This window comes from Mesorhizobium sp. WSM4887, assembly GCF_029625865.1.
In the GTDB taxonomy this organism is placed as follows: Bacteria; Pseudomonadota; Alphaproteobacteria; order Rhizobiales; family Rhizobiaceae; genus Mesorhizobium.
Window position 1 is genome coordinate 373 of the sequence record NZ_JARTVP010000022.1, and the last position, 13,351, is coordinate 13,723.

The following is a 13,351-nucleotide window of genomic DNA, read 5'->3' on the forward strand; positions in this document are numbered from 1 at the left end:
TCGACGGGTGCGACCGGAGCCACCGGTGCGACTGGAGCAACGGGCGCGACTGGAGCGACCGGCGCTACGGGTGCCACGGGCTCGACCGGCGCAACCGGTGCGACCGGCGCGACTGGAGCAACGGGCTCGACCGGAGCAACCGGTGCGACCGGAGCCACGGGTGCGACTGGAGCAACTGGCGCGACTGGAGCAACGGGTGCGACAGGTGCGACCGGCGCTACGGGTGCCACGGGCTCGACCGGAGCAACCGGAGCAACAGGTGCGACTGGAACTACCGGTGCCACTGGAGCAACGGGTGCGACTGGAGCTACCGGAGCTACCGGCTCGACGGGTGCGACCGGAGCCACCGGTGCGACTGGAGCAACGGGCGCGACTGGAGCGACCGGCGCTACGGGTGCCACTGGCGCTACCGGCTCAACTGGAGCAACTGGCGCGACCGGAGCGACCGGCGCTACCGGTGCGACCGGAGCCACAGGTGCCACGGGCTCGACGGGTGCGACCGGAGCCACCGGCTCGACCGGAGCAACGGGTGCTACCGGCGCGACCGGCGCTACCGGAGCTACAGGTGCGACCGGCGCCACGGGTGCCACTGGCGCTACCGGCTCAACTGGAGCAACGGGTGCAACCGGCTCGACCGGAGCGACCGGCGCTACGGGTGCAACCGGCTCGACAGGTGCGACCGGAGCCACCGGTGCGACTGGAGCAACGGGCTCGACCGGAGCAACCGGTGCGACCGGAGCCACCGGTGCGACTGGAGCCACCGGAGCCACCGGTGCGACTGGAGCGACCGGCGCTACGGGTGCCACGGGCTCGACCGGTGCGACCGGAGCTACCGGCTCGACTGGAGCTACCGGAGCAACTGGCTCGACTGGGGCGACTGGAGCAACGGGTGCGACCGGCGCCACCGGCTCGACCGGAGCGACAGGTGCAACCGGAGCAACGGGTGCTACCGGCGCAACGGGTGCCACAGGCTCGACCGGAGCGACCGGAGCGACCGGCGCAACGGGTGCAGCCGGCGCAACCGGCTCGACGGGTGCCACCGGGCCGGGCGGCGCAACGGGCCCGACCGGAGCGACCGGCCCCGGCGGCGAGACCGGTGATCGCGACAAAGGCAACAACGGCCATGGCAATGATCCTGACCACAACGACAGCAGCAATCCTGGGAAGGGACATTCCAACGATGGCACTGATGCCGATGGCTCGCCTGGCCATCGCACCGCCGCGGTCACGGCCAACTCGCTCGGGCTCAAGGACACGACGCAGTTCCTGCAATCCGGCTCGACCGACAGTGATGCCGTCAGCCATGCGTCGTTCCGTCAGCTTGTCAGCCAGGCCGCCGGTTCGGTGACGACCGACCTCCTGAATGTTCTCAACACGATCAGGGGATTTGGTCAGAACCAGAACAAGCCGTTGGGTGCAAGCACCGACCTGACCTCGGATCAGAACAAGCAGGGTGCCGGCTTCGCCAACAGCGACGACACGGTGAAGAAGGCGCTGAAGGACATTCTGAAGCCGCATGACTGAGCATGAGTGAAGAGGAATGGCGACCGGACAGACGACGATAGAAGCCGGTCCAAAGCTGAGAAGCGGGCGCGCGGGCTTTGCCGAAGGGCAGGGCCCGCGCGTTCGGCCTTTCCGAGTGGTTAAGGGGCTCGCGCGACCGACCGCCGTGGAGTATCATCAGCGCCACCAGAGATTCCGGCGGGACTGGTCCGCCGCGGGCAATGTCGAACCACCGCCTGCCTACCCGAAGGCGAGTCCATGGTGAACGTTCCTGGGAGTGCTGAAATCCAGCCTGTGGAGCTGCGCGCCGGGACCGCGGCCGACCCGACCGGCATGCCCGGCGGCACCAGCGAAATGGGGCGGAGTCCCGGTGGCCCCGCCGAGTTCGACCAGGTCGGGCCGCGCCTCAAGGCGATGCTCCGGGTCGCGCGCTATCACGGTATCGAGCTCGATCCGAACGAATTCAGGGCAGCGAGCGCAGGCCCGTTTCCAAGCGCTACCGACCTGTCGGAATGGGCGCAGAACGGCGGCATGTGGTCCCGCGCAGTGCGTGTTCGCTGGTCACACCTGTTGCGCTTTCAAGATACCGGACCAGTCGTTCTCTTGTTCAGCGATGGCGGCGCCGGTCTCCTCACCGGGGCGAGTGCCGAGCGCAACGTGGTCTTCCTCAAAAGTCCGGAAGCGCCCGACGATGGTCCATCCACCGCTGTCGACGAGTTGCGCCTGTCGCAGGTGTGGACGGGCGAGGCGGTGCTGCTGCGAAACGCGCGATCCTATGTTGCCGCGGATGCGCCTTTCACCCTTCGCTGGATCGCCGAACTGGTGCGGCACGAAAGCCGGCCGCTTCGCGACGTGGCCATCGCCTCCTTCACACTCAGCGTTCTGACGATTTTGCCGCCGCTCATCGTCATGACGGTGGTCAACAAGGTATTGCAGTTCAACAGTGTCTCGACGCTGTTACTCTTGTCGGCCATAGTCGCTGTCGTCTTCGCATACGAGACGCTCCTGGGCCACGCGCGGCGACTGATCATCAACGTCGTCGGAGCCCGCCTCGACACCAAGCTGCAGCTGCACGTTTTCAGCCGCCTCTTGCGTCTGCCGCTCGACTATTTCGAGCGCCACCCCGCCGGCGAGACAATGTACCACCTCGCGCAGGTCTATCGAATCCGCGAGTTTCTGACAGGCAAACTGCTCAGCACGTTCCTGGACCTGATCACCCTGTGCGTGCTGCTGCCGGTGATGTTCTATATCAACGTGACGCTTGCCTGGATCGTCGTTGCGTGCGCAGCGGTGATCATGCTGATCATCCTTGCCTTCCTGAAGCCGCTGCGCCGAAGGTACCAGCGGGTGATCGAGGCCGAGACCTGGAAGTCGGCGGCGCTGGGCGAAACCGTTGTCGGCATTAAGACCGTGAAGGCGCTTGGTCTCGAGCCGCAACGCAAGGCGCTTTGGGACGAGCAGGTGGCGGAGGCGGGAAGCGCGCGCCTCTCCTTCGGGCAGTTCGCCAGCTGGCCGCAGACCCTGGTTACGCCCATTGAACGCGTAATGGTGCTCGGCACCATGCTGATCGGCGCCTATCTCGCGATGAACGACAGTTCCGGCTATATGGTCGGCGGTCTGTTCGCCTTCATGATGATCTCCCAACGCGTCGCGCAACCGCTGGTCGGATTGGTGCGGCTGATCGAAGACTACGAGGAGGTGGGAGCGGCGATCGGCGAGGCGGCATCCGTCCTTAACCGGCCGTTGGAGACGAGTTCGAACTCCCTCGGTCTGCGGCCAAGGCTCCTCGGCGAAGTTACGTTCAGCGATCTGACGTTCAGCTACATCGGTACCAAGACGCCCGCCCTCGACCGGGTCAGCTTCCACATTCCGGCTGGGACCATGTTCGGCATTGTCGGGCGGAGCGGGTCGGGAAAATCGACCATCGCGCGGCTGCTGCAGGGGATCAACCGGGATTACAGCGGGTTCCTGAAGCTGGACGGCGTCGACCTCAAGGAAATCAACCTGCGTCATCTTCGCCAGGGGCTCGGCGTGGTCCTCCAGGACAATTTCCTGTTCCGCGGGTCGATCCGTGACAACATCATCGCCGGCCGCGCAGGCTTGACGCTGTCCGATGCCATGCGTGCCGCGCATCTCGCCGGCGCGGAAGAATTTATCGAACGCATGCCGAACGGATACGATACCTACATCGAGGAAGGTTCGCCCAACCTGTCGGGCGGTCAAAAGCAACGGCTGGCGATCGCGCGCGCCCTCATCCACGATCCGACCATCCTCATTCTCGACGAGGCCACCAGTGCTCTCGACCCGGAAAGCGAAGCGGTCGTCAGTGCCAATCTCATGCGTATCGCCAGCGGGCGCACCATGATCATCGTCTCGCATCGGCTGTCCTCGCTCACCGACTGCGACCAGATCCTGGTCATGGAGCAGGGCAAGGTTCTCGACGTCGCTTCGCACACCGTCCTGCTCGAACGATGCGGGCTCTATCGCCAGCTGTGGTCGCAGCAGAACCGACATTTGGACAATCGCGGCGGTCGGCCGGCGGCCGTACCGCCGCGATTGGTTTGACGATGTCGTGCCGCAGCGGGATCGAGATTGAAATGGTCGTCTCGCCAAGCATGACTTCGACACGAGGACTGGTAAGCCATGAGTAGCACCTCGCTCACCGTCCGCCAGGCTCGCTGGCGCCGAGCGAAAGCGAACGATCCGACGACGCCGGCCATACTCGAGTTCCAATGGCCGTCGACTGCCGTCTCCAATGCGCCGATTCCTCGGTCGGCGCGCGGCATCGTATGGATGATTTCGAGCCTCGTGATCGTCTTGATCACCGTGGCCGGACTGATACCGGTCGACCAGGTCGTGACGACGAGGGGGCTCGTGGTTTCACAATCGCCCAACATCATCGTGCAGCCGCTGGAGACGGCGATTGTCCGCTCGATCGAAGTGCGCGAAGGACAGCATGTGCAGGCCGGCCAATTGCTTGCGCGCCTCGATTCGACCTTCGCCTCGGCAGACCTGCAGGCCTTGGCCATGCAGGTCTCTACGCTTGAGGCCGAAGTGGCACGGTTGAAGGCGGAGGCCGACGGCAAGGAGTTCAACTATGACGGCCTCGACCCCAGCTGGACCCTGCAGGCCTCGATCTTCGAGCGCCGCAAGGCGGTCTACGAGGCTAAGCTGGAGAATTTCGATCGGCAAAGCGATGAACTCACTTCCGTGATCTCGCGCGCGCAATCTGATGCCGCTGGCTACCGGCAGCGGCTCTCCGTCGCGGCATCGATAGAACAGATGCGCAAGCAGCTGGAAGAAAGGCAAGTCGGGAGCCGCCTCAATACCCTGCTGGCCGAGGACAATTCGGCCGAAATGTCGCGCGCGCTCGGCAACGCCGTGCAGACGGCGGAAGCTGCCAGGCGCCAGCAGGCTGCGGTAGCCGCCGACCGCGCCGGCTACATTCAAGGCTGGCGCGCGGAAGTCTCGCAAGGTTTGTCGGAGGCGAGCTCTCGCATGTCCGACGCTCGCGAGCTCTTCAACAAGGCAAAGCTGCGCAAGCAACTGGTCGAGCTGAAAAGCGAAGGAGATGCCATTGTCCAGTCTGTGGCAAAGGTGTCGGTCGGCTCGGTCCTGCAGTCGGGCGAGCGCCTGATCACGCTGGTGCCCGCCAAGGCGCCGCTCGAGATCGAGACAAATGTCGTCGGCCGAAGCAGTGGCTTCGTCCATGTCGGCGATCCTGTCGTCATCAAGTTCGATACCTTCCCCTATTCGCAATACGGCCTCGCTCACGGCACCGTGCGCACGCTCAGTCCGGATTCCTTCTCCGCTCAGGAGCAAGCCCGCGATCCAGACAGTTCGCTGGCAATGCTGCCCTCGAACACAGAACCGTTCTATCGGACGCGCATTTCCATCGATCAGGTCGCGCTGCATGACGTACCCGCCGGGTTTGCCCTCACCCCCGGCATGCCGGTGACCGCCGACGTTCAGGTCGGCCGGCGCACGGTGCTCAAATACATGCTTGGGGTGATGCTCCCGATCGGTCAGGAAGCGATGCGCGAGCCGTAGTCTGCAGCTCAAGAGGAACCGGAGCAGCCAGAGGCTGACATCGATGACAATCCTGGATCGCCTGACTGGTTTAGCTAGCCCATCCGTAGCATTGCGCAGGGCGATCCAGCTTGTTGAAAATGGCAAGCCCACCGAGGCCTTTCCGCTCTTCGCCACGGCTGCGCGTGCGGGCATAGGCCAGGCCGAGTATCGGGTCGCGCGTTGCTATCTCGAAGGTTCCGGCGTGCCGCCCAGCCGGGCAGAGGGGACGCGCTGGCTGCGGCGAGCAGCGGATCACGGGAGCGCTGATGCGCAGGCGCTTCTCGCCGCACTCTACGTGACCGGGATGGCGACAGCCGAGGCTGACAAGGGCTCCGAGTCGGAACGCCTGTTCTTCGAGGACACCACGAGCGAGCCAGACTTTGCGTCAGCGCTCGACCTTGCCACGAAGGCGGCCGAGGCGGGCTCCGCCACCGGCCAGGCACTCCTCGGCTACATCCTGACCAGCGGTCCCGAACCAATGCGCGATGCGGATGCTGCCTACAGGTGGTACGAGCGGTCGGCCGCGGCCGGCTGCGCCGAAGGAAGCCTTGGTTTTGCCCTGGCGCTGGCACGGCGGGGTCTGTCGGCAGACCGGTCCAGGATTGCCGATGAGGTCCGGCGGGCGGCGGACGCTGGCTTGCCGACGGCAATCTATCTTCTCGCGATCCTGACCGAACACGGCCGCGGCGTCGCAGGCGACATTGCGGGTGCGGCGCGATTATACCAGTCAGCTGCGGAGAAAGGGCTTCCTGCGGCCCAATTCCGATTGGGTCTGGCGCTTATCGACGGGAGCCTCGGCGATCAGGATCCTGTGACCGGAGAGGCCTGGATACGGCGTGCGGCATTGGCGGGCAACGTCGAGGCGGCGAATCTTCTCGGCGATCGTAACGTGAAGAGCCGGCCGCCGGACTTTTCAGAGGCGGCAATTTGGTATCGTCGTGCGGCCGAGGGGGGGCACCAGGCCGCCGCTCGCGCGCTGGCCTCTCTCTACCTGACGGGAAACGGTGTCGCCAGGGACGAGCAAGAGGGGGCGCATTGGCTGCGCACCGCCGCAAGCAGCGGGAACCGGGCAGCGCAAGTCGATCTGGCCAATCTTGTTCTGCAGGGAGCCGGCGAGCCGGACGATATCACGAGCGTAGCGGGGTGGTTCGAGGCGGCCGCATTATCGGGCGACCTTATCGCCGCCTTCAATCTCGGGCTGTGTTTCGCCAAAGGCGTCGGCGTGGACCAGGATGAAACTCGCGCCGCGCAATGGCTGAGGCGCGCGGCTGAAGGCGTGGCTGAGGCTCAGTACATGTATGCGCGCATTCTCAGGGACGGGCGCGGCGTGGCTGCCGACGCGCAACAGGCTCGTGCCTGGTTTGCCCAAGCGGCCGAAGGCGGCATGCTCGATGCGCAAGTGGCACTTGCTGAGATGCTGCTCAATGGCAGCGGAGGCAAACGCTCTCCCGAAGCCGCAATACAGCTGTTCCGACGGGCTGCTGCCGACGGACATGCCGGCGCAATGTTTGCTCTCGGCGCGCTGCAGAGCTCCGGCGAGGGACTGCCGGTCGATCACGTGGCGGCGCAGAAATGGTTTGCGGCCGCCGCCGAGCGTGGGCACGGGCAGGCCCAACTGATGCTCGGCCGATATTTCTCGAAGGGCCTAGCCGGAGAGCGCTACCCGGCAGTCGGCCGCCTTTGGCTCGAGCGAGCGGCGGCGCAAGGTCTTGAGGAAGCGGCCGACGAACTTTCCGAATTGGCCGGCTGAGGCATTCACTGCCAAGGCTTAGCACCGGCATCGGTCGCGCCCGACTACTGCGCGCCGGGCGTCCACTCAGGCAGCGGCGCAAGGCTGTGGTTGAACTGTTTCCACCACATGGACTTATCTATCTCGCAGCAGGCGACAAGCAGGGCGTGCGCCTTCTCGAAAGCCTGGGTAGCGATTTCATCAAAGGTCATCTGCGCGTCGTACGGGACTGACACCACCAGTTCCTGACCGGTTTGTGTGCCGCCTTCGTCGACCTGAAGATAAAGCCAAACGACGAAATGCGCGCCCTGGCCACTCGCGTCGGCGTTGCCGATCTTGATGCGGTCGATGCCTGCTGCAGTGACTTTCATGCCGAAGTCCTTCATTTTGGGATTCATGGAATTCCAGAAGTTCGCCGTTGCCAGCAAACCTTCGCGCGTCGGCCCGTCGACCGATCAACCGCGCGCCGAAGGGCTGTTCATTGCAACGCACTGGGATGGCACGCGTTTTATTGATTGGCAGAGCGGTGACCCTTGTGAGCACCGCTTCATAGGCTGACAAAACGGAGGCGTTAGGTGGCTAAGTTCAAAGAAGCCCTTGAGCGCGGCAAGAAAGCTCCTCGCCATGAAGAGGAGGATGCGAATGCCACGGTGCCGGATTTCGGCACCCAAGCCAGGGCCTGGCTGGACGATGTCGTTGTTGCGTCGTTGGTAGCGGCCAAGGCAGAAGTGTCGGGCGAGATGACCATCGACATAGACACCGCTCCGCGGGGCCGTGACAAAGCGCTGACGCCCTCTGTTCGGTTTCGAATCTACCGAAAGCCGGAAGTGAAGAACACCGCCGGAAGGGTATTCACCGTCAACGTTCACGTCAGTGGGGAGGTTTCGGTTTCGTCACCCGGTATGGTGGCTGAGGATGTTGGAAATATAGGGAACAGGTCCGGCGAGAGGTTTCGCAATTTGGTTGTCAAGCTGATCGAAGACGCCGCTAGGGACATGAGCTAGCCCGACTGTCATGCTCGATTGGTCGACCCGGCCGAGGAGATCCCCACCTCAGCTCGGCCTTCTGGTCGTCAGGCAGAAAATCTTTCACCGTCAAGCGTGATCTCGATAGTGACGCCGGCCGGGTCCCAGTTTCGCTCGACTCGGCCCAACTGGCTCGCGGCGACGCGGACCAGGCGGCTCCCGAAACCTTCTTCTTCGGTTGCGACGGGAGGTGGTCCTCCAACCTCTCGCCATTGAATAAGCACCTTGCCGTCCCGATTGGCGCAAGCGATCTCTATTGAGCCGGCGGCCGCCGAGAGGCTGCCATGTTTGGCGGCGTTGGTGGCGAATTCGTGCAGCAGGAGGGAAAGTGGCGTGATCATTGCCGCGGGCACGGGAATATCGATGCCGGTGATCGCGAAGCGGGGATGCTCATCGGCCGCATGGCGGTATGGCGCGAGGATCGCGTTGACCAATGTATGCAGGCTCGTGGAGACCTGAGCAGAGCGGCCACCAGACGTGAGCATCGTCAGCGCATGCGCCCGCGCCAAGGCGCCGAGGCGGTCAGACACGATCGAGGCGAGCGCCGCCGGCGTTTCGGCGGCCGAAGCGCTCAGCTTGACGATCGAGCTTGCGATGGCGAAGAGGTTCTTCACACGGTGGTCCATCTCGCGGAGCAGTATCTCCCGCTGCTCTTGCGCGCGCAGCCGCTCGGAGATGCCGCGGGCGATCTTGGAGGCACCGACAATTGCGCCCGACGCGTCCGCGATGGGGGAAACGGTCAAAGAGATGGGAACGATACTGCCGTCCTTGCGCAGGCGAACGGTCTCGAAATGCTCGACATGCTCTCCATCTCGAATGCGCGCCAGGATCTCCCTGTCCTCGTTCCTGCGATCGGGCGGTATCAGCAACATGAGCGAACGACCGACAATTTCCGCGCGGGGGTAACCGTAGAGCCGCTCGGCGCCACGGTTCCAGTCCGTGACGATGCCGTCGGGATCCGTCGCGATGATCGCGTCATCCGAAGATTCGACAAGCGCGCTCAGCCGCGCCGCAGTGGTTTCCGCCTGGTCCCGTTCGATCGCAAACCCGAGCTGGCGGGCAATGGTCAACGCAAGTTCGCGTTCACGATCGGTGAAGCTATGGGGTGCTGGGTAGTAGACCATGAACTTGCCGATGAGCTCGCGGGAGCTGGCAAGCGGGATAAAGGCGAGCGCTTCGATACCTTCGCCGAGGACTGTTTCGATGAGTTGCTGAGATTCACCGCTGAACCGAATATCCTCGACAAAAATGGGCTTGGCGTCGCGCTGATCGCTTGTCCACGGCGTGTGGCCGTTGACAGCCTTGCGGTATTCTTCAGACAGTGAGCGCCACGCGACGAAGCGTCAAATTTCAGGATCGAGGCGCGCGACGAACCGAGGGCGTCGCATATGGCATCCAGGGCCGCATCGTAGATCTCGACGAGGCCATGGGCGCGGTAAAGTCGGTCGGTGAGGCGAAAGAGGACGGTTTGCTCGCGGGCAATATCGCCGTCGGCTTGCTCACGCTGGCCGCGCCCTGTGGCCGTAACACTCATAGCCCCTTGCTGCATCGAGTCCTTGACCCATCGCCTAACGCAGCACCGCGTCGATTGCCTCTTCGACCGCCGGGTACGATCCCCGACCACGCTCGACAATATGCGCTTTGCGCGGGTTCGCAATAGGACTTGTCGCCTTGCGGCGCGGCGGCTGGTGTCGCCGACGAGCCGCGAGCGGCGCCCGTCTAGCGGCTTGAGCCAAATGGCAATTCGCCCAAGCCCCGGCGGTCCCAAATCAGGTGCGCTACCAGGCTGCGCTGCACTCCGACGCTCGCGGCATTTAAAGCTTCCGGGGCCGGCCCAAAACGGAAGCCTCGCGCGCAGACTAGCGCCTCAGCGCCTTTGCTTGGCAATCCTGCCGGCGATCGCCGCGCCCTGGATGCGCGCATTGGCGAAGCAGCCGCGAATGCTCGGCCGCATGCCGGTGAACCAGAGGCCGGGCAGTTTCGGGTCGTTCGCCGGGCCGTTGAACAGCGGCACTCCCTTGGCATCGAGCACGCCGAGCCTGCCCACCATCGCCTCCAGCCCGGTGCGGTAGCCGGTGGCGGCAATGACGATGTCAGGCGCGATCGACTGGCCGCTTTCGAGAACGACGCCGTCGTGCCTGAATTCCTTGACCTGCGGCACGACGATGATGCGGCCGGCCTTGATCGCGTCGACCGCACCGTCATCGGCGGCGATCGCCGTATAGTCCGAGCCGAGGCGGCTGGCGCCTCCGGATGGGGCGGGGGGCAGGCCGTACTTCCCGAGATCGCCGAAGACCAGCCGCTGCGTCGCCGCCATCACCGCATCGGCGAGCCAGGCAGGCAGTCTCGCCATGACGGGCGAGAAACGATGCACGGCGATCTTGCCGATGCGCTTGGGCAGCAGCGACGGCCCGTTGCGCGCCGAGAGCCACATCTGCCCGGTCTCGACCCCGGAAAGATGGTTGAGCGCGTCGAAGCCGGAATTGCCGGCGCCGACCACCAGCACTTTTTTCCCGGCATAGTCGCTCGCCCGGCCGAAATGCGCCGAATGGACGATCTTGCCCGAGAAATCCTGCATGCCTTTCCAGGCCGGGATAAAGGGTTGTCGGTCGCGCCCGGTGGCGATCACCACGTGGCGCGCCGCCCGCGGTCCCGTGCTGGTCTTCAGCAGCCAGTGATCGCCGCGGAACTCGATTTGCTCGACGACGACGCCGAAGGCGATCGGCAGCCGGTGCGTCTGGGCAAAGTCGTTGAACAGGCGGATCACCGCGCTGCGGTGCGGAAAGGCGGGCGTGCCTTTCGGAAATGAAACACCGGGCAGCGTCGAGAGGTCGCGATGCGTGTTGAGATGCAGGTTCTCATGGCGGTGGTGCCAGGGCTCGGCCAGCCGCCCCTCGCGCTCGAGGATCTCGGTGGCGATCCCGGCCTCGATCAGGGCGTAGGCCGCCGCCAATCCGGCCGCGCCGGCGCCGATCACGATCGCGCCTTCCAGGATCGCCGGCTCGCCGGTCCAATCCGACGAGATTTCCGCTTCCATGCCCATTCTTGTCTTTATCGTCGTCATGGCTCTCACGTGCCACGGCCATGTATCCGACATATGCCGCTGACGAGGCAATGGGAATAGGCCGTGGTTGCAAAGAGCCCGGCATTGTGTCGCGGATAGGGAGATTATCCGTTGGCGGGGTCGGCGTGGCGATGCACAAGCTTGAAGGCGCCGTCCTCCAGCCGGAACACTTCCGTCACCCGCAAGGTCATCTCGGCCGGCTGTCCGTTCTTGCCCATGCGCGCCTTCGCATGCTGCAGCCCGGTCCAGAAGGCGAGATCGCCGCTCGCGGAGGCCTGCAGCACCTCGATGTCGGTGCTGCCGCCTTCGTGGAAGCTGGCGGCGTCGCGCTCGTATCGGCCGGCAACGGCATCGGCGCCTTCGAGATGGTCGCCGCGCGGCGAAAAGAAGGTGGCCGGCTCGCTATGCGTCACGATTGCCTTCAGCGATGCAGCGTTGCCGTTGACATAATCCTCGGCGATCTTCTCACGCTGCTTCATGAAGGCGTCGAAGGACGAGCCGCCCGGCCGCACGGTTCTGATCCACGTCTCCAGCGCCTCGATGAAACCTTTCAGGAGGGCGGCCGTGTCGCTGTTCTTAATCGCGCCGCTGTCGTCGAGCAACTCGGCGACATTTCCGATATAGGCCTCCGGCTGCTGCATCACCGGCATGTCAAGGAAGACAAAGCTCTGCCTGAGCGCCTGGTTGGAACCGAAGGCGCCGATCTTGCCTGGGCTCACGCTGACGACGCCGGCGGGCAGGCCTTTGAAGACGCTCTTGCCAGAGGGGCGTGAGCCGACGTCGAGGGCGTTCTTCAGGCAGCCCGGGATCGAACGGTTGTATTCCGGCGTGACGAACAGCACCGCGTCGCATTCCCCGATGGCGGCGCGGAACGCCGACCAGGCGGCAGGCGGCGTCTCGCCCTCGAGATCCTGATTATACAAAGGCAGCTCGCCGATCTCGATGAAGCGGCAGCGCAGCGAATCCGGTGCGCGGGCCGCCAGCGCCTTGGCGATCTTGCGGCTGTAGGATTGGGCCCGCAGACTGCCGACAAGCACGGCCAGCTGCAGGACGGGATGTTCGGTTGTCATGGTCATGGCGGACTGTCCAGGCTTGTTGAGGGCATGGCGACGCGAGGCGGACATAACGAAGGCCCCGCAACCTTGGACCTTTGGCCGGAGCGGCTGTGCTGTTCGCCTCTCTTTTCGGTTAATGTCCGGGCTGGCGCGAGGTTCCGACCTCCGCTGGCCAAGCCGTGGCTGCGTATGGCCTTGCCGCCGGCGCCGTTGCACAGTATTGACGGGCTGGTGCGCGGTCTGAGGTCCAGTCCGGCCTGTCGGGCGCGCGGCTTAATGATTGCCCGGTCTTCGGGCGGCAAAGAGGTGGCCATGTCCGCGCGCATTTTCAGCCCAGCCAAAACCGCGATGCAGTCCGGCAAGGCCAAGACCGGCCACTGGGTGCTGGAATTCGATCCAGCCCAGCGCAAGAAGATCGATCCGCTGATGGGTTACACCTCGTCCGGCGATATGCTGAGCCAGGTGCGGCTCACCTTCGATACCAGAGAAGAGGCGGTCGCCTATGCCGAGAAGCAGGGCATTGCCTATCGTGTCGAGGAGCCGAAGGAGCCGAAGCGCCGGCAGATTTCCTATTCGGACAATTTCCGCTATGACCGCAGGACGCCTTGGACCCATTGACAATTCCAGGAAAAGTGCACAGCGGTTTTCCGTCCGGAATTGCGTAACAAAAATCGGAGCGGATCATCCTTTTAGATCGATCCGCGTACTCGCATCAGCCGGCTCCGGCCGGCCAGCGGTCCCGTAGCTCAGCTGGATAGAGCACCGGCCTTCTAAGCCGATGGTCGCAGGTTCGAATCCTGCCGGGATCGCCATTCGCACAAGGTTCCGATTGGTCTATCGGCCTGGAAGCTCATCTCTCAAAGAATTGATGAAGTCGAGGTCCACGAAAACCCTTTCTTCGTCG

10 protein-coding genes, 1 tRNA gene and 1 pseudogene are annotated in these 13,351 nt (G+C 64.4%); 8 read left to right on the top strand and 4 right to left on the bottom strand.

Features of this window, described 5'->3' with window-relative positions:
* From P9230_RS31295 to P9230_RS31310, 4 genes and pseudogenes are all read left to right on the top strand, one after another.
* Positions 1-1,524, top strand: a pseudogene (locus P9230_RS31295) (hypothetical protein); the annotation flags it as partial.
* A gap of 237 nt (positions 1,525-1,761) precedes the next feature.
* Complete coding sequence (locus P9230_RS31300; protein WP_278121666.1) at positions 1,762-4,068, top strand: peptidase domain-containing ABC transporter; 2,307 nt, start codon at positions 1,762-1,764, stop codon at positions 4,066-4,068.
* Positions 4,069-4,146: 78 nt separating this feature from the next.
* On the top strand, positions 4,147-5,553 hold the full coding sequence (locus tag P9230_RS31305; RefSeq protein ID WP_067330634.1) for an HlyD family type I secretion periplasmic adaptor subunit: 1,407 nt from the start codon (positions 4,147-4,149) through the stop codon (positions 5,551-5,553).
* Between the two features lie 43 nt (positions 5,554-5,596).
* A complete protein-coding gene (locus tag P9230_RS31310; protein WP_278121668.1) occupies positions 5,597-7,324 on the top strand; it encodes an SEL1-like repeat protein in 1,728 nt (575 codons plus the stop codon).
* A 44-nt stretch (positions 7,325-7,368) separates the two neighbouring features.
* Here the strand turns inward: P9230_RS31310 and P9230_RS31315 are convergent, their stop codons facing one another.
* Positions 7,369-7,689: a hypothetical protein gene (locus tag P9230_RS31315; protein ID WP_127246644.1), complete on the bottom strand. Its 321-nt coding sequence runs from the start codon at positions 7,687-7,689 to the stop codon at positions 7,369-7,371.
* 10 nt (positions 7,690-7,699) lie between these two features.
* Here P9230_RS31315 and P9230_RS31320 point away from each other — a divergent pair, with 10 nt between their 5' ends.
* A complete protein-coding gene (locus P9230_RS31320) occupies positions 7,700-7,861 on the top strand; it encodes a hypothetical protein (protein WP_278121670.1) in 162 nt (53 codons plus the stop codon).
* Between the two features lie 17 nt (positions 7,862-7,878).
* Positions 7,879-8,307: a hypothetical protein gene (locus tag P9230_RS31325; RefSeq protein ID WP_278121671.1), complete on the top strand. Its 429-nt coding sequence runs from the start codon at positions 7,879-7,881 to the stop codon at positions 8,305-8,307.
* 68 nt (positions 8,308-8,375) lie between these two features.
* Here the strand turns inward: P9230_RS31325 and P9230_RS31330 are convergent, their stop codons facing one another.
* The 3 genes from P9230_RS31330 to P9230_RS31340 all read right to left on the bottom strand — a co-directional run bounded on the left by P9230_RS31330 (position 8,376) and on the right by P9230_RS31340 (position 12,468).
* Entirely contained in the window at positions 8,376-9,650 is a 1,275-nt protein-coding gene (locus tag P9230_RS31330; protein ID WP_278121698.1) for a PAS domain S-box protein, read from the bottom strand.
* A 545-nt stretch (positions 9,651-10,195) separates the two neighbouring features.
* Positions 10,196-11,365, bottom strand: a complete 1,170-nt coding sequence (locus tag P9230_RS31335; protein ID WP_278121699.1) for an NAD(P)/FAD-dependent oxidoreductase — start codon at positions 11,363-11,365, stop codon at positions 10,196-10,198.
* Positions 11,366-11,496: 131 nt separating this feature from the next.
* Positions 11,497-12,468, bottom strand: a complete 972-nt coding sequence (locus P9230_RS31340; protein ID WP_278121673.1) for an NAD(P)H-dependent oxidoreductase — start codon at positions 12,466-12,468, stop codon at positions 11,497-11,499.
* A gap of 291 nt (positions 12,469-12,759) precedes the next feature.
* On the opposite strand from P9230_RS31340, the gene P9230_RS31345 reads away from it, so the two are divergent.
* Positions 12,760-13,065 (top strand): ETC complex I subunit, encoded by a 306-nt coding sequence (locus P9230_RS31345; protein WP_066999298.1) that lies wholly within the window; start codon positions 12,760-12,762, stop codon positions 13,063-13,065.
* Positions 13,066-13,182: 117 nt separating this feature from the next.
* Positions 13,183-13,259, top strand: a tRNA-Arg gene (locus P9230_RS31350).
* Positions 13,260-13,351: the final 92 nt, after the last annotated feature.